The organism is Streptomyces sp. NPDC015130, from assembly GCF_043080005.1.
Taxonomy (GTDB): domain Bacteria; phylum Actinomycetota; class Actinomycetes; order Streptomycetales; family Streptomycetaceae; genus Streptomyces.
Genome location: NZ_JBIBVC010000025.1, coordinates 73567 through 90607 on the forward strand (window position 1 = coordinate 73567; position 17041 = coordinate 90607).

Consider the following 17041-nt stretch of genomic DNA (forward strand, 5'->3'; position numbering starts at 1 on the left):
TGGACGGAATTTCGGGGACACGGGGAAGAGGCGAGAGATGAGGCCTGCAGAGGGCGGAGGCGGCGGCGGAGGTACCAACTTCCGCGGCATGTCCCATCAGCAGATGCTGGCATGGCTGGACGAGGCCAGCAGTTACTACGTCGGTGACGCGGCGGCGCGACTGAAGTCGGTCGCGGGGCAACTGGAGCGGATCGCCGCCGACCTGCGCACCGCCATGCAGCGCATGGACTGGGAGGGCGAGGCCGAGAAGGCCTTCGCCGAGTGGGCCAACAGCGTGGCCAACTCCACGAAGGGCCTCGCCGACTACAGCGAGGCCGGGGCCAAGTGGATGCAGGAGAACTCCTCCGCCATCGCCTCGGCGCAGAGCGCCATGCCCCGGTACACGTCCCACGAGTCCGCCAAGGCGAACCTCGAGGCGGCGCTGAAGTACCGCAACGACCCCGACTCCCGGACGATCGCGACCAACGCCCGGTCCCAGATGGCGGCGAGCGAGGAGCTTGCGGCCATCGAGGCGAAGGAGAAGGCGAACAAGGAGGCGGCGGCCGCCGAGATGGAGCGCCTCTCGTCCGCTTACCAGTGGTCGAGCTTCAACATGAAGGGCGCCGTCCCGCCGACGTTCCCGCCGCCGCCGGGGGCGTTCGTGCCCGCGCAGGACGGCACTGTCGGTGGCGAGTCCTCGTACGTCGGGTCCTCGAGCCAGCGTGACCGGGGCTCGACGGGTACGGGATCCGACACGGGGACGTCCCACACGCGCACCCAGCCGGACGGCCGGACCACGCCCGACTCGACGGTGACCCCGCCGACGAGCGACCCGACCAGGCCGCCGAACGAGGTCAGGCCCGGCGACAGGCCCGACGTGCCGATCCAGGTCAAGCCCGACGTCCCCCCCGCGGACCTGAACATCGACCGCGTGGAAACGCTGCCGCCCCAGACGCAGACCACGCCCACCCCGCCGACGCAGGGCACGCCGCCGCCGATCACGAAGGACGGCGGTACGCCCCCGTTCGTGACCACGAACATGCCGCCGTTCACGGGCAAGGGCGGCCCTGGGCCTCTGACGCCCACCCCGCCCATCAGCGGAGGCAACGGCAACCCGCGGGGCCCGGTGACCGGCGGCCCGCGCACCTTCGGACCGAACGTTGCCCGCGAGGGCATCAGCGGTGGACGTCAGGTGCAGAGCACGCACGGTCGTCCCGCGACCGGCATTCCCCGCAGCACCGTCATCGGTACGGAGCAGGGCGCGCGCAACGGCACGGGCATGGGCCGCGGCCCCATGGGCGGCGGCATGGGCAGCTCCCTGGGCGGCGGCATGGGCGCCGGCCAGAACGGCGTCACCGGTGGCCGCCGGCTCGCCGGTGAGACCGGCGGGGTCGTCGGCGGCAAGGCCCAGCGCCCCGGCGCTGCCGCGGGCGGTGCGGCCGCGGGCGGCGCACGTCCCTTCACGCCCGGCGGCTCCGGCCTCGTGCGCGGAGCCACGACACCGGCCGGCCGTGAGCGCGAGGACACGAACGGAGAGCGTCCCGACTACCTTGTCGAGGACGAGGAGACCTGGCAGCAGGGCAACCGCCGCGTGGCGCCGCCCGTCATCGACTGATCAGCGCGAGGAAGCAGATGTCTACCAGCAGTATGCGTCGGAGCCGTGCCCGAGCCACCGCCTCGGCCGCCTTGGGGATGCTGCTGGTGGGCATCGCTTCCGTCCCTGCCCAGGCGGCGGGCATCCGCGACCAGCAATGGCACCTGGACGCCATGGGCGCCGAGGAGATCTGGCAGCTCAGCACGGGCAAGGGCGTCACGGTCGCCGTGATCGACACCGGCGTGGAGAAGGGCAACCCCGACCTGCGGGGGCGGGTTCTCAAGGGCAAGGACTTCGCCACGGACAAACCGGGTGACGAGTACACCGACTACAACGGCCACGGAACCGGCATGGCGGGGCTCATCGCGGGCACCGGTGGGCGCGACGGCGGCAACGGCGCGTTCGGTCTGGCCCCCGGGGCGAAGATCCTCCCTGTGCGTGTTCCGGGCGGGGACAGCGGGAAGAAGAGCCAGGCGGCGGCCGACGCGGAGTTCAACCGCGTGGTGCCCGACGCCATCCGCTACGCCGTCGACTCCGGGGCCAAGGTCGTCAACATCTCGATGGCAGTGGGCGAGGGTTCGCCGAAGCTCACGGAATCCGTGAAGTACGCGCTCGACAAGGGCGCTCTGGTCTTCGCCGGTGTCGGCAACGATGCCGAGAAGGGCAACAGGCTCATGTACCCGGCGGCGACGCCCGGCGTCGTCGGCGTCGGGGCCGTCGACAACAAGGGGAACCACGTCCCGATGTCGCAGCACGGTGACCAGGTCGACATCGTGGCCCCGGGCAAGGACACGGTGCATGCCTGCGGTGGCGGTACGGGCGTGTGCAAGTCCAGCGGTTCCAGCAACGCCACCGCCCTCGCTTCCGCCGCCGCCGCTCTCCTCTGGTCGAAGCACCCCGACTGGACCAACAACCAGGTCCTGAAGGTCATGCTCAACACGATCTCCAAGCCCACCGGGGACGAGGCGCGCAGTGACTACCTCGGATACGGGGCCGTCCGCCCGCTCCGTACGCTGAAGACTCCCGGCGACCCCGGCCCGGCCGATGTCCGGCCGATCGACGACCTCACGGAGGCCGCGCCCGAGACCGCGACCGCCGCACCCTCCGCCCCCGAGACCAACCCGACGGACCCGGGGCCGGTGGAGACCTCCGCCGCCCCCGCGCCGGCCCCGCAGGCCGCCGCCGAGGAAGGCGGGAACGCCGGGCTCTGGATCGGGCTGGGGATCGGTGCGGCCGTGCTTCTGGGGGTCGGCGTCGCCGTACCCGTACTGCGTTCGCGGCGGGGCTGAGACCGCCCGTACCGCTGAACGTCCATGACTCACCTGGGGAAGTAGATGTCGTTCGACGAGGAGTGGGGCCAAGTCCGCAGCGAGACAGCTGCCATGAGGCTCAACGGCGTGCCCGCCGAGGGTGGCGGAGGCGGCGGCGCCAGTGACTACAAGGTGACGTCCGCCGACCTGAAGGCCATCGGCAACGAGGCCCAGGAGCTCTTCCACTGGTTCGAGCGGGACGCCTTCCACGCGGGCGCCCAGACCGACGCGGCGGCCAAGAGCCTCGACGGCGACGGGTTCCAGACGGGATCCGCGATGTGGACGATGTGGGACACCTGGCGCGGCCAGGCCGAGACGCTCCTCAGCGCCTGCGCGCACATCCACAACCACCTTGAGGACACGGTCATCAGCCACGCCAACCATGAGGAAGTTCTGGTCACGAACTTCTCCATGTCCACGATCAACGAGCACTTCAAGTAAGCCGACGACGGCACGGCGCACGGCACGGCAACGGCTGACGAGGGACGTTAGATGCTGAAGTTCGACCAGGTTCTCCACGCCAGGCTCGGCAGCCTCAAGGAGGCGGCCACGGTCTGGTCGGAGGCGGTGTCCAAGCTGGAGAAGTCCAAGGAGAAGGCCGAGTCCGGCCTGAAGGGCAAGGCCGACAAGGCCGACTGGAAGGGCGAGAACGCCGGGGTCACCCAGGAGTTCGTCCGGAAGACCGCCAAGGAGTTCGGCGACGCCCTCATCGGGGCGACCAGCATCCGCAACATCCTGCGGGACGCGGAGTCCGAGTTCTCCGCCGCGAAGAGCGAGCTGGAGAAGCTCGTCGCGGAGGCCCCCGGCAAGGGCATCCGCATCGACCAGGACGGTGTCGTCAGCCATCTGATCCACCCCGACCGGCGGGCGAAGGACTACGACGGGCCCAAGCCCGAGCAGGCCGACTTCGAGGCCGTGCGCTCGGCCATCAAGGCCGCCGTCGACCGGGCGAACAACGCCGACGACGTGGCCTCGCGCGCGCTCCGCGGCCTGGTGGGCAACGACAAGAACAACTTCGCCGGCACGAGTTACGACTCGCTCGCCGCCGCCTCGAAGGCGCAGGACGCCGAGGACGCGCACGCCGCCTACGAGCTGTACAAGAAGGGCGACGAGGCCACCCCGGCGGAGATCGACAGGCTCAACGCCCTCTTCAAGGCCAACCAGAAGGACCCGTACTTCGCCGAGAAGTTCGCCCTGGAGGTCGGGCCGAAGGGCAGCATGGAGTACTGGGCCGACATGGGCGACCCGAGCGACGGCTCGCGCCTGGGCGTCGACCACCGCGACAAGCTGAAGGAGCTCCAGACCAACTGGAGCATGACGCTCGCCACCGCCACCCACTCCACCAGCCCCGAGATGGAGCAGTGGAAGTCCGACGTCATCAAGTCCGGCGCCGAGCCGATCCAGACGCGCGGCACCAGCCCGTACGGCTTCCAGGTCATGAGCAACCTGATGCGGGTCGGCGACTACGACGACAAGTTCCTGAAGGACTACGGCAACGGTCTCGTCGTCACCGAGCGGAAGATGACGCACGACGGACGGCTGCCCGCCGACCGCGCCTGGCGGCAGATGAACGGCATGCCGAGCCACCTGAACTGGCAGGGCGGCGACCTGGGCAACGACCCCATGATCGGCTTCATGGAGGCGCTCGGGCACAACCCCAAGGCGTCGACGGACTTCTTCAACAGCGAGATCGACACCACGCCCGAGAACACCAAGGACAACAAGAAGCTCGACCCGTTCGACTACTTCGCCAAGGACCGGCAGTGGCCCGAGGAGCTGAACGACAAGGGCGACAGGACCAAGGAGCCCGGCTACAACGCGCTCGGCCACGCCCTCGAATCCGCGACCACCGGCCATCCGTACGACGCCGAGACCGAGGGTCTCAAGGACGTGCGGACCAAGGAGAACGCGGAGGTCATGCAGAAGGTCGTCGAGCTGTACGGCAGCGACCCGAAGTACATGCACGAGCAGAAGGGCATCGACGACAGCCTCGGCAAGATGGGCGCGGCCTACATCGACGAGCTGAACCGCTCCCTGGAGACGGACAGCGACACCACGATGGAGGAGAAGAAGAACTCCCCCTTCGGCAACAACGACGACAAGGGCAAGTCCCGGTTCGGCGAGGAGTTCGACACCGGGCTCCTCTGGAACCGCGGCGACGCCGTCAACTTCATGGGCATCGTGTCCCAGAGCGAGACCGGGCACTCCACCCTCTCGGCGGCCGAGATGCTCTACACGACGAGCGTCCTGGACGAGGTCGGCCCCAAGCCCGGATCCACCTTCGAGGACCGCGACCTCACCGACGCCCGGACCACTCTGCGCATCGGGTCCGAGGCGCAGGGAATCATGGACGAGTCCCGGATGGCGCAGATCGACAAGGACTACGAGAAGGACTCCGAGGAGCACAAGAAGGCCGTCGGCAAGACGACCGAATGGGTCAAGTTCGGGGTCGGCGCGGTCGCCGCGGGCGGTGTCGTCGCCCTGACCGGCGGCGCGGGCGGCGTACTCGTACCGCTGGCGGCCGAGACCGTGGGCGGGGCCGTGGTGACGTTCATCGGCATGGAGGCCGACGACATGGCCGAGAAATACGAGAAGGACGAACTGCTCAAGAAGAAGTCGGACGACCTCAAGGACGAGGCCCTGGCCATGGGCAAGGAGAACTCGCTCCGGCCCGGCATCGCCTACGCGAACGCCCCCGGCTGGAGCGAGCGGGACCGCAACTACCTCGACGAGGAGCTCGTCAAGTACGTCCGGGACTCGCGCATGCACTCCCGCGACAACTCGCTCCCCGACCCGTACGAGAAGAAGTGACCGGCATGAGGACCCTGGTAGCGGGCATCGGGGCGGCCGTGGCCGTGGCCGCCCTCCTCACGGGCTGTTCCGGAGGGAACGGCGGCGACGGCACCGAGGAGACCGGGGGCCTCACGGCGGCCGAGGCGTGCGGCGGCTTCGCGAAGGGCGCGCCCGTCGCGGCCGCCCTCAAGGCCGTCCTGGGCACCGAGCGGTACGAGGACAACCTGTCGAAGCCGGACGAGGCCCTCACCGCCCTGCGCGACAGCGCCGCCGAGGAGTGGTCCGACTCCTACCGGCCGCAGCCGGTGACGTACTGCGGCCTCCGACCCGCAGAGGGCGGCCAGAAGGACCTCAAGATCGAGGTGGGCGCGGTGGGGAAGGGCCCGTACCTGAACTCGAAGCTTGCCGAGAAGGTGACCTCCTACGACTCGGGACTTGAGGCCTTCTCCTCCTCAGGCCTGGGCTCTGTCTACTTCTCCTGCCGCCCCGAGGCACCTGCCCACGAGATCGTCGTCGAGACGACCGTCTGGGGCCCCGCGGGCGTCCCGGAGACGGACCTGGAGCAGCGCACCCGGCTGATCACGCTGGCCAACGCGACGGCCCGCCAGGTGGCCACCGCGCTGGGCTGCGCCGACCCCGGACTGGTCGAGGGAGTGCCGCCCGCGCGGCGTTCCTGAGCGGGTGGGGCGAGCACGGACCCGCCCCCACCGCTCTACTGGCCGTAGACCGGCATGGCGTAGAGCCGCCCGCCACGGGCGATGAACACGCGGTTGCCGTCGCTCGCCAGCTGGTAGGCGCCGTCGTTCTTCATCTTCGCCTCGAAGAGGTGCTCGTGGGTCTTCTGGTGGAGGACCTGTACGTGACTGTTGTCGGGCGCGTGGACCCAGATCGTCGAGCCCGACACCACAGGGGGATTGACCGTGCCCAGGCCCGTGCCGTCGAGGACGTCGTACCAGTCCGAGACCGGGTGGCGGATGTCCAGCATGGTGCTGTAGCGGTAGATGTTGTAGCCGTCGGCCGCGATGACGAAGTCGCCGTCGACAGCCGGCGTGCTCCAGCCCGGACCCACGTCGTTCCTGGCGTCCTCCTCCCACAGGAAGTCGCCGCGGTCGAGGCGGCGGGCGGTGAGCATGCGGCCGCCGAAGTAGGCGATGTTGTCGCCGAGCACGGGGGCCTGGCCTGCGGTGCCCTGGTTCTTGATCTCCCAGTCCGTCTCGCCGGTCTCGGTGTAGAGCGCGGCGACATGCCCGTCCCGGCCGTGGATGACGAGCCGCTTGCGGCCCACGGCGGCCTTCGCGACGCCGACGGACACGCGAGGCGACGTCATCGGGCGCGTCCAGGCCGTGGCGAGGGTCCACGCGTTGATCGCCCGCAGCTCGTTGTCCTTCGACACCAGGTAGACGTGGGTGTCGTCGGTGGCGAGGAGGTGGTCGACGTCGTTCTGGGTCTGCCAGACGGGCTTGCCGGTGGAGGCGACGAAGGCGTGCGCGACTCCGTTCTTGTCGACGCCCACGACAAGCCGGCCGGCGACAGAGAAGTAACCCGCGGCGGTGTCGATCTCCTCGGCCCGCCACCGCTCCTTGCCGTTCTTGACGGCGAGCGCGAGCAGCCCGCCCGCCTTCGCCTGCACGACCACCACGTCCCGCACAGGCAACGGGAGTTCCGTCTCGTCGGCCGCGATGTCGACAGGTCCCCACAGGGGCTTCGGGACCTCTCCGTACGCCGTGTCGATGATCGAGACGAAGGCCGCTTCCGGGGTCGGAACGGCGGGTGGCACATCGGCCGTCGGTGACTTCTCCTCGCCGCGGTTCAGCCACCAGGCCCCCGCCCCGCCACCGGCGCCCAGGACCGCCACGGTCACCGCCGCGCCCGTGAGGAAGCGGCGCCGGGACGGGCGCCCGCCGGGGACGGCGGTCTCCTCGGGGGCCGCCAGGCGCTTCGTGGAGGTCTCGCGCCGCTTGATGTCCTCGGCGAGCGGGCCCTTGCGCCAGGCGCGGTCGGCGCCCTTCGGCGGGGCGAAGGCCTGGACGACCTGCGGCGGAGCCGGGCGGAACGCCGGGTCCTTCGCCAGGCACGGGCCGATCAGCTCCTGGAGCTCCGGCGGCACCGTGCTCAGGTCCGGGGTGCCGTGGACGACCTCGTACTGCACCGCCGCCACATGCGTGGCATCGAAAGCGCGCCGGCCGCTCGCCGCGTACGCGAGGACCGCGCCGAGCGAGAAGACGTCGGAGGCCGGGCCGACGCGCTGTCCCAGGACCTGCTCCGGTGCCCCGTAGCCGGGGGTCACCGGGATCTGGCCGGTCGTCGTGAGGGTGAGCCCGTGCTCGGGGCGGGCGATGCCGAAGTCGATGATCCGCGGCCCGGTCGAGGTGAGCACGATGTTCGCGGGCTTCAGGTCGCGGTGCACGAGCCCGGCGGCGTGGATGTCGTGGAGCGTACGGGCGAGGTGGGCGGCGAGCGCCCGCACCGTCGGCACGTCCATCGGCCCGTACGAGCCGACGGCGACGTCCAGCGTCGGACCGGCGAGGAACTCGGCGGCGATCCACGGCCGCCCGCCCTCCGTCTGCGCGTCGAGGACCCGGGCCACGCCCGGGCTCGTGACGGCCCGCGCCATGTCGGCCTCGCGGACGAAGCGCTGGGCGAGGTGTTGGTCGTGGGCGAGCTCGGGGCGGAGGACCTTGACGGCCGCGGGCGTGCCGGAGGCGTCCCGGCCGACGTACACCTTGCCCATGCCGCCCTCGCCGAGGACGCCGAGGAGGCGGTACGGGCCGAGCCGGAGCGGGTCGCCGGTGGCGAGGGGCTGCGTGGTCACGAAGGGTCTTTCCGGTAGCTGGGGTGGGTCGGGGGCTGGTGGGCGTCAGACGTACGGGATGGCCACGACGCTCGACGTCCCCGCGCCGATGATGCGGGCCCGGTCCTTGTCGACGACGTAGCGCGTGGCGTCCGTCGGGAAGACCCAGTCCGAGCGGCGGGTCGACAGGTCGACCGCGCTCAGGCCGCCCCGCACCGGCGCGTACGCGTACTTCTTGCCGATGATCGGCCGGTAGTAGAAGCGGGGAGTCAGTGGCCTGCTGCCGGCCTCCTCCGCCCAGAACTCGATGCCCTTCCTCGCGGTGACGGCCACGAGACCCTGACCGTTCACGCTCGTGTAGACGAGGTTGTCCGCGACGACGGGCACCCCGTAGCCCAGGGGGTCCTTGCCGGCGCCGTACTGCCAGGCGATGGCCCCGTCCGTCAGGCGCACGGCACGGAGGCGGTCGCCGCCGGTGTAGACGTGCTGCTCGTCGGTGGAGAGCTGGTACGGGACGAACCCCGCGGACTTCTCCAGCGGCAGCCGCCTCTTCCACAGCTGCCGCCCCGTCCGCACGTCCCTCGCCTGGACGAGGAAGGAGTCGAGGTCGCCGCTGTTCTTGCCGAGGATCAGGCGGTCCCCGACGACCTGGGCGAGCCATGGGCGGACGCCGTCCCATTCGTACGGCTGCCGCCATGCCTCCTTGCCCGTGCGGAGGTTGACGGCGAGGAGGTGCCAGCCGACGTTGTCCGCGTCGGAGTCGATCTCGCGCTTGCCCAGGCGTGAGGCCGTGAACAGGACTCCGCCGACCGCGGTGAGGAGCTCCGTGGTCGTCCCGTCGATGCCCTTCAGCTCGATCTTCGGGGCCGCCTCCTTGCCGGTGCGGGGCGCGAGCGTGCGGATCTTCAGGGCGCCGGGGCCCTCGTAGTTGCCGTCGGACACGTAGTAGTTCGTGCCGTCCGTGGTGATCTGGTGGGGCTCGCTCACCGCGTTGTCGGCCCAGAGTTCGCTGCCGGTCCTCGTGTCGACGGCGCGGAAGGAGACCGTCTCCGCGAAGCCCACGACATCGGCGCCGGCCAGCAGCGGGGGGATCCGCTCCTCGCGGTCGAGGACCTCGTCCTGCCACAGCGCCGCGGGCGCGCCGTCGGGGGACGTCGGGGCGGGGACGGCTGTGGGGCCGGTCGGGGACGGGGAGCCGCCCGCGGCCGTACCGCCTTCCGGGTCACGGGAGTTCAGCCAGGCCCACGCGCCCGCGCCCGCTCCCGCGAGGCCCAGGAGCGAGCCGCCGCCGAGGGTGAGGGCGCGGCGGCGGGAGAGCGGGGTGCTCGGGGCGGTCTCCGCGATCGCCGCTCCCGCCGGGACCGGCAGGCGGTGCGGCGCGTGGACCCAGACGTCCGTCGCGCGCCGGGCGATGTCGGCGAGGACCAGCGGGGGCAGGTGGTCCGCGAACTCGCCGTGACCGTCGTGGAGATGGGCCGTGAGGTAGGCGGTCGTGGGGCGGGCCGCAGGGTCCTTGGCGAGGCAGGCCGTGAGGATCGGCAGCAGCGCCTCCGGTACGCCGGTGAGGTCGGGCTCGGCGTAGCGCACCCGGTACAGCAGGTCCGCCGGGGAGCCCGAGCCGAAGGGGCCGTGGCCGGTGGCGGCGAAGACCAGGACGCCCGCGAGCGCGAACACGTCACCGGCCGGGGGGTGTTCCTGTCCGCTCGCCTGCTCCGGGGACATGAAGGCGGGAGTACCGGCCGCCGCCCCCGTACGGGTCAGGTGCTCGTCACCGGCCGCGCGGGCGATGCCGAAGTCGATGATCTTCGGGCCGTACGCGGTGACCAGGACGTTCGAGGGCTTCAGGTCGCGGTGGACCACGTCCGAGGAGTGCAGCTGGGCGAGGGCCCCGGCGAGCGCGGCGCCGAGCGCGCGGACGGTCGGCTCCGGGAGCGGGCCGCCGAGCGCGACGGCGTCGTCGAGCGGCGGGCCGAGGACGTACTCGGTGGCCAGCCACGGCGTCTCGGCGAGCGGGTCGGCGTCGACGACCGCCGCGCCGTGGCGCGCGCCGATGATCCGCGCCGCGTCCGTCTCCAGCCGGAAGCGGGCCCGGAAGGCGGGATCGGTGGCGAGCCGGGCGTGCACGGTCTTCAGCGCGACCGTACGGCCGCCGGGGGTGCGCGCCAGGTAGACCGTGCCCATGCCGCCGGAGCCGAGGCGGGCGAGGAGGCGGTACGTGGCGACTGCGGCCGGGTCGTCGTGGGTCAGGGGCGACAGCATGAGGTCTGGTCCGTCGGATCGAGGGTGAGGGCGGGGTGACCCACCGGAGGGGAGGGGAGGGGCGGAGGAGGGTGGGGGGCAGGCGCGGGAGGCGTGCGCGGCTCAGGCGTGGGCCGGTGTCGCGTGTTCCGCGCGGCCCTGCTGTTCCGGCAGCTCCGGGAGTTCGGCGGCGAGCAGCTCCGCCGACTGGCGCGCGAGCGCGGCGATCACCCGGCCCGGCAGCCAGCCGGGGGTGAGCAGGGCGCCGGCCGAGTTCAGCACCGTGTGGTGCGCGGTCGGCGGCGCGAGCGAGGTCATCAGGGCGGCGGCCGTCGGGCGGTCGGCCGGGTCGCGGGCCAGGCAGGAGGAGACCACCGGGCGCAGGGCGGGCGGGAGTTCCTCGCGTTCGGGCACGGTGTGGCCGGTGGCGGCGTACGCGAGGACGGCACCGAGCGCGAACACGTCGCCGGGCGGTCGCGGCCGGCCGCCCGCGGCCTGTTCGGGGGCGAGTGCCCCCGGGTCGAGGCCCGGCAGTCCGGTGCGCGGCTCGCCGTCGGCCGCGGCGGCCCGTACCGCGCCGAAGCAGCTCAGCCGGGGGCCGTCGGCGGTGAGGAGGACGGCGGCGGGGGAGACCCCGGCGTGCGTGATGCCCTGGGAGTGCGCGGCGGCGAGGGCCTCGGCGAGCGCGGCGCCGACGGCCCGGACGGTGGCCTCGGGCAGCGGCCCGCCGTGGACGGCGAGGGCCACGGGGAGCGGGAGCGCGGGGACGTAGGGGCTCGCGTACCAGGCGGGGCCGGTGGTCGGGCCCGACGGGCCGGTGGTGGGGCCGGTGGTCGGTCCCGACGGGCCGGTGGCTCCCGGCGCGCCCGCCTGTCCCGTCAGTCCCGGCGGTCCCGCCGGTCCCGCCGGTTCGGACACGTCCGTCACCGGGGCGATCCACGGGCCCAACAGGTACCGGCCCGCGGTCGCCTCCGCGGCGAAGCGTGCCGGGTCGGTGCCGGGCAGCGGGGTGCTCAGGAGGACCGTGCGGTCGCCGTCCGGGGTGCGGGCCACGAAGCGGCGGCACGGGACGGCGGTGCCGGGCGGGTCGAGACGGGTGACGAGCCGGTACGGGCCGACCCGGCGGTCCTGCGCGGAGGGGCGGTCGGGGGCCGTTCGCGGCGCCGCCGGGGTCGCCCCGGATTCTCCTTGCGTGCGCGACCGTTCCACCGGTGACTCCCCCTGTCCGTGCGACCGCCCCGGGGCGGCCCGGGACGGGTCGAGCCTATCGAGGCGGCGGCCCGTCGCGGCGGGGCGGGCCCCGGCGGCGCCCGGGCCGGAGGGGAGCGGGCCCGGAACGTCCGAGGCTGTCCGGGTTGCGAAGGTGAAGCGGGCCTGTGCGTGTCGTGAAGCCTCGTGAAGATCTCGCCCCGCGCGGAAATTACCGGCCGGGAGTGCTCGAACACCTGGTCGTGCGACTACGATCTGCGTGTTTCCGTGGGCACGGAACTTGCTGAGGCGAAGCCGGAAGGATCACGATCGCCGGCGCGAACACCGCACGGGGGAGAGCATGTCGTTCGAAGACGAGTGGGCGTCGGTCCGGTCGGCGTCCGCGGACAGCGTGAGCATGCGGCTGAACCAGGTCGCCCCGGAGCCCGGCGGAGGCGGCGGCAACGCCGACCTCAGCGTCGACCAGGACAAGCTCGGGGCCATCGGCAGCGCCGCCTACGCGCTGCACGGCCGGCTGGTCAAGGACGGCAACCACGCGCGTACGAACACCACGGAGGCAGCGACGGGCATGTCGACCAACGGCTTCCTCACGGGCTCCGCGATGTCGACCGTGCAGGAGACCTGGAGCTCGCAGCTGAACACGCTGCTCGACGCCTGCGCCAACATCTCCAACCACCTCGACTACAGCGCGGCCTCCCACGCGAAGGAAGAGGAAGACATCAGGGCGGCCATGGCGGCCTCCAAGATCGACGAGTACTTCAAGTAGGCCGGGGGCCCCGCTGTGTTGACCTACGACAACGTGCACCACGCGCCGCTCGACAAGATGAAGGCGGCGGCCGACGACTGGTCCGCGATGAAGGGCAAGCTGGACAAGCTCGCCGAGGACGCCCGTACGACGATGGCCGCGAAGGCCAGGGACGACTACTGGCGCGGTGTGAACGCCGAGGTCACGAAGCCGTTCGTGGACAAGACGGCGAAGGAGTTCGAGGACGCCGCCAAGGCCGCCGACGGCATCCACAAGGTCCTGGAGGACGGCTACAACGCCTTCAAGAAGGCCAAGGACGAGCTCAGGACGATCGCCGACACCGACGCCCCCGCCAGGGGCTTCCGGGTGAAGCCCGACGGCACCGTCGAGGCCAGGGAGCCGCTCTCCGCCATCAAGGACCCGGCCGCCCGGCACGACCCCGACTTCCAGGACCTGGTGCGCAAGGAGCGCGCCGACATCCGGGCGATGGAGGAGCGGATCAAGGCGGTCCTGGAGGTCTGCACCGAGGCCGACGTGGCCTGCTCCAACGCCCTCAAGGCCAACATCACCGGGGACAAGCACAACTTCAGCGGGCCGAAGTACACCAGCCTCGACGCCGAGGAGGCGCAGCGCGCCGTCGACCTGGCCAAGAAGGGCCGGGACATCTCGCACGAGGAGCTGATGCGCCTCAACGAGCTGCTGAAGGACAACAGCGGCTCCAAGGAGTTCTCCAGGACCTTCTACGACGGCCTCGGCCCGAAGGGCGCCCTGGAGTTCTTCGGCCAGCTGTCCACGGACACGTACGACTACTCGAAGGTCGACAAGCAGCGCCTCGCGGACGTCCAGGACCTCCAGCGGAACCTGGGCATGAACCTGGCGACGGCCACGCAGGGCGGCGACGCCTGGACCGACAAGTGGTCCGCGGACATGCGCAAGCTGGGCACGGAGCGCATCCCGCTCGTGAAGTACGACAACAACCCGGCCTTCGGCTACCAGCTGCTCGGCGGCATCATGCGCTACGGCAACTACGACCCGAAGTTCCTCGTCCCCATCGCGGAGCACGTCACCCAGCTGCACGCGAAGGACCCGTACCTCTTCGCCAACAGCAAGCCGATGGGCGCCGGCTGGCTGAAGAACCAGTACAACCCGTCCGGCGTCAACGGCTCGGGCTTCGACCCGATGATCTCGATGCTGGAGGCGCTCGGCCACAGCCCCGACGCGGCGAAGGAGTACTTCTCCAAGGAGCCGACCTCGTACAACAAGGACGGCAGCCCCGGCGGGACGGTCGACCTGGACCCGAAGAAGGACGGGAACCAGAAGGGCTACCTGGACTACTTCCAGAACAAGGACTACACCTTCTTCCCCGACATCGAGGGCCACAACCCGGACGACCTCACGAAGACCATGGCGTACATGCCGGACGCCCTCGGCCACGCCCTGGAGGCGGCGACCACGGGCCACGGCTGGGACGACCCGAACCCCCAGCTGCACCGGGACGAGAAGTCCGCCGAGATCATGAAGCAGGTCATCGACACCTACGGGACGAACACCGAACTGCGCGAGCAGCACAAGGCGCTGATGGACAGCCTGGGCAACATGGGCGCGGCCTACATCGACGACCTGAACTACTCGACGTACAACTTCGGCGGCACCGGCGACTCCCTGGGCCGGGACCAGCTCTTCCCGGCGAGCAGCGACGGCAGCTCCCGGACCGACTTCGGAGAGGCCGCGAGCCTCCGGTTCATGAACGCCGTGGCGAGCGACGAGGACGGCTACAAGACGATGTCCGCCGCGCAGCAGGTCTTCGAGGCCAGCGGCATCAAGGCGCTGGAGGGGGACAAGGACTCCGCCCTCACCTTCGCGCACAACGCCACCAAGGTCCACGGAATCCTCGACGAGTCGCGCGTCTCGCAGATCGCCATCGACTTCAAGGACCAGGAAGAGGCCAAGAACCTGGAACTGGAGAAGCAGGCCGAGTGGCGCAAGTCGGCGGTCAGCGGCAGCGTCGCCGTGGTCGTGGGCGTCGGTTCGGCCGTGGTCCTCGGGCCCGCCGCCGGGCTCGTGGCGGCGACCGCGGTCCCGCTCGTCATGGAGACCGTGGGCTCCACGGTCAGCACGGGCTACGCCGCCGACACCCTGCAGTACCTGAAGGACAACGAGTACAAGAACGACGACGAGGCCGACGGCGCCGTCCTGGACGTGAGCAAGGCGGGTGAGGCCGCCGCGGCCGTCCCGATCCTGAACCTCGCCGAGACGCACAACATGACGCAGCAGGAGCGGCGGGACCTGATGGCGGCGGTCGAACACTCCTACGACGCCGGCCGCCTGGACGTGCAGAACCTGACGAGGAACAAGTGACGTTGAAGGCGAAGACGACGAGGTCCGCGGTCGTGGCCGGAGCAGTGGCCCTGGCGGCGCTGGCGGGGCTCACGGGCTGCTCCGGCGGCGGAGGCGACGAGGCCGCGGGGCCCCCGCCGGAGACGGTGAAGGCGCTGGAGGTCTGCGAGGAGGTCCTCGGCGCCGGAGGCGTCTCCGCGGCCCGCGCGATCCTGGGCGACTCCGACTTCCGGGCCGAGAGCCTGCCCCCGGCGGAGGTCCGTGAGGCGATGTTGAAGGAGGCGACGTCGTACGTCGCCGGGAGCGAGGACCTGACGCGCTCCACGTACGAGCCGTGCCGGATGTCCACGGCCGAGGGCGGGAACATCCAGCGGGTCGACGCCCGCGTCCAGTGGTCCGTCCAGACCATGGACTCCGTCTCCGTGGACGACGAGGAGCGGAAGTGGACCAAGGCCGCCGACGACGTCTACGTCCGGTGGGAGCAGGAGCCGATGGACGCCCTCGTCGCGGTGGTCCCCTGCCGGGTCCCCGGGGCGGTGGCCGCCCAGGAGCGCGAACTGCCCCTCCAGGTCTCGGTACGGAGCCAGGGGCTCGGTACGGACAAGGAGGCGCTGTCCGGAAGTCTGCTGACCCCCTTCGTGCGCGAGACCCAGAAGCGGCTGGGCTGCCTGGAGCCTGTGACGGTTCCGGAGTCGCTCCTGCCGGAGACGGGGTGACGGCGTGATGCCGTGACGGGTGATGCCGTGACGGGGTGATGCCGTGACGCCCGTGAAGGGGCGACGGCGTGATGCCGTGAAGGGGTGACCCGCGTCGGCGGGCCACCCCTGGCGGCGATCGAGAGACCGTGGCGGGAATTGAACCCACGTACCTCGCTTTGCAGGCGAGTCCCTGAACCACTCGGGCACACGGTCGTGTTGTGCACTGGTACGACCGTAGGGCGGCGGCCGGGAGGGGCTCAAGGGGTCAGGGGGTCGTGCCATGCGACTGCAACGGGGCTGCCACACCCCGTTCACAGTCGGGCCGGTCCGGGCTCAGGCCGGGGTGTCGTCCCGGGCGGTCTCCGGGGCGGTCTCCTGAGACGTCGCCGGGGGCGTCTCCGAGGTCGAGTGGAGGATCGCGCGGGCCTGTTCGGCGGCGCGGGCGGTGCTCTCGCTGACGTAGTCGAGGAAGCGGGCGATGTTCTCCAGGCGGGTGCCGGCCGGAGTGGCGGCGCCGAGGACGCCCACGCCCTGTCGGGCGGTCTCGACGATCTGTGCCGTGGCCCGGGCGCTGGACATCATCGACTGGTACCAGACGTCGGCGTCGACGGTGTAGCGCTCGCGGCGGCCCTCGTCGCGGTCCCGGCGGACGAGGTTCTGGCTCTCCAGGAACGCGATCGCCTTGGAGACGGTCGCGGGGCTGACGCTGAGCCGCTGGACGAGCTCGGCCGCGGTGAGGCTGCCCGAGTCGCTGATGCAGAGGCACGCCATGACCCCGGACATCATCTTGGGCATGCCGGACTGCATGAAGACCGTGGTCAGGACCTCCTCGTACTCGCGCACGGCCTCGGGGTCGCGCCCGTGGGCCTGCGGGAGCGCCTCGGGGCTCCGGGGCGTGCTCTGCCTGCTCCGGTGCGCGCGGCGCTCGGTGGCACGGTGGGCCAGGTCGGCGCGGTAGGAGGTGGGGCCGCCGTTCCGCATGACCTCGCGCGTGATGGTCGAGGTCGGCCGGTCGAGACGTCGGGCGATCTCGGCGTAGGCGAGGCCGTCGGCCAGTCCCAGCGCGATCTGCTGACGTTCCTGCTGGGTGAGTCTGCCTCCGGGCATCGCCGTCTCCTCTTGGTCGTCCTCGGACGACTCCACCATAGCGTTCACTTCCATTTCATTGCAACGCGAGTGCGATGCTCGTTGCGTTAGTTCCCAGGATCGTTGCAATGAAATCCTGGTACTGACCTGCATTGATGGGCCTTTCGTGCAACACGCTTGTTGCTCGATCTTTGAATGCAACGTAGCGTTTCTCTTGTCGGAAACGGCGCGGGCGAGAGTCCGGCAGCCGCCCAGTCCGCA

Annotated in this window: 13 protein-coding genes and 1 tRNA gene; 8 read left to right on the top strand and 6 right to left on the bottom strand. The window is 71.3% G+C overall.

Features of this window, described 5'->3' with window-relative positions:
- The first annotated feature begins 88 nt into the window (after nucleotides 1–88).
- The 5 genes from ACF08F_RS35255 (at nucleotide 89) to ACF08F_RS35275 (ending at nucleotide 6353) form a co-directional block, all read left to right on the top strand.
- Entirely contained in the window at nucleotides 89–1594 is a 1506-nt protein-coding gene (locus ACF08F_RS35255; protein WP_392302624.1) for a WXG100 family type VII secretion target, read from the top strand.
- Nucleotides 1595–1611: 17 nt separating this feature from the next.
- Entirely contained in the window at nucleotides 1612–2862 is a 1251-nt protein-coding gene (gene mycP / locus ACF08F_RS35260; protein ID WP_392302625.1) for a type VII secretion-associated serine protease mycosin, read from the top strand.
- Between the two features lie 93 nt (nucleotides 2863–2955).
- Nucleotides 2956–3324 carry a hypothetical protein gene (locus ACF08F_RS35265; protein ID WP_392302626.1) on the top strand — a complete coding sequence of 123 codons (369 nt, stop codon included), beginning with the start codon at nucleotides 2956–2958 and terminating at the stop codon, nucleotides 3322–3324.
- A 51-nt stretch (nucleotides 3325–3375) separates the two neighbouring features.
- Nucleotides 3376–5694: a hypothetical protein gene (locus ACF08F_RS35270; RefSeq protein ID WP_392302627.1), complete on the top strand. Its 2319-nt coding sequence runs from the start codon at nucleotides 3376–3378 to the stop codon at nucleotides 5692–5694.
- Between the two features lie 5 nt (nucleotides 5695–5699).
- Nucleotides 5700–6353, top strand: a complete 654-nt coding sequence (locus tag ACF08F_RS35275) for a hypothetical protein (RefSeq protein WP_392302628.1) — start codon at nucleotides 5700–5702, stop codon at nucleotides 6351–6353.
- A 35-nt stretch (nucleotides 6354–6388) separates the two neighbouring features.
- On the opposite strand, the gene ACF08F_RS35280 is transcribed toward ACF08F_RS35275, so the two are convergent.
- From ACF08F_RS35280 to ACF08F_RS35290, 3 genes are all read right to left on the bottom strand, one after another.
- Nucleotides 6389–8488, bottom strand: a complete 2100-nt coding sequence (locus tag ACF08F_RS35280) for a PQQ-binding-like beta-propeller repeat protein (protein ID WP_392302629.1) — start codon at nucleotides 8486–8488, stop codon at nucleotides 6389–6391.
- Nucleotides 8489–8533: 45 nt separating this feature from the next.
- Complete coding sequence (locus ACF08F_RS35285; RefSeq protein ID WP_392302630.1) at nucleotides 8534–10726, bottom strand: PQQ-binding-like beta-propeller repeat protein; 2193 nt, start codon at nucleotides 10724–10726, stop codon at nucleotides 8534–8536.
- A 102-nt stretch (nucleotides 10727–10828) separates the two neighbouring features.
- Complete coding sequence (locus tag ACF08F_RS35290) at nucleotides 10829–11914, bottom strand: serine/threonine protein kinase (protein ID WP_392302631.1); 1086 nt, start codon at nucleotides 11912–11914, stop codon at nucleotides 10829–10831.
- 340 nt (nucleotides 11915–12254) lie between these two features.
- Between ACF08F_RS35290 and ACF08F_RS35295 the strand changes: the two genes are divergently transcribed.
- The 3 genes from ACF08F_RS35295 to ACF08F_RS35305 are packed head-to-tail and all read left to right on the top strand — an operon-like array spanning nucleotide 12255 to nucleotide 15712.
- Nucleotides 12255–12680: a hypothetical protein gene (locus ACF08F_RS35295; protein WP_392302632.1), complete on the top strand. Its 426-nt coding sequence runs from the start codon at nucleotides 12255–12257 to the stop codon at nucleotides 12678–12680.
- Between the two features lie 15 nt (nucleotides 12681–12695).
- The gene (locus tag ACF08F_RS35300; protein WP_392302633.1) at nucleotides 12696–15017 is read left to right on the top strand and encodes a hypothetical protein; all 2322 of its coding nucleotides are present in this window, start codon (nucleotides 12696–12698) and stop codon (nucleotides 15015–15017) included.
- A gap of 32 nt (nucleotides 15018–15049) precedes the next feature.
- The gene (locus ACF08F_RS35305; RefSeq protein WP_392302634.1) at nucleotides 15050–15712 is read left to right on the top strand and encodes a hypothetical protein; all 663 of its coding nucleotides are present in this window, start codon (nucleotides 15050–15052) and stop codon (nucleotides 15710–15712) included.
- Nucleotides 15713–15835: 123 nt separating this feature from the next.
- Here ACF08F_RS35305 and ACF08F_RS35310 read toward each other — a convergent pair.
- The 3 genes from ACF08F_RS35310 to ACF08F_RS35320 all read right to left on the bottom strand — a co-directional run.
- Nucleotides 15836–15907, bottom strand: a tRNA-Cys gene (locus tag ACF08F_RS35310).
- 120 nt (nucleotides 15908–16027) lie between these two features.
- Nucleotides 16028–16801, bottom strand: coding sequence for a helix-turn-helix domain-containing protein (locus ACF08F_RS35315; RefSeq protein WP_392302635.1), 774 nt, complete (start codon nucleotides 16799–16801; stop codon nucleotides 16028–16030).
- A 55-nt stretch (nucleotides 16802–16856) separates the two neighbouring features.
- A partial coding sequence (locus tag ACF08F_RS35320) for a hypothetical protein (RefSeq protein ID WP_392302636.1) occupies nucleotides 16857–17041 on the bottom strand: 185 nt, incomplete at its 5' end.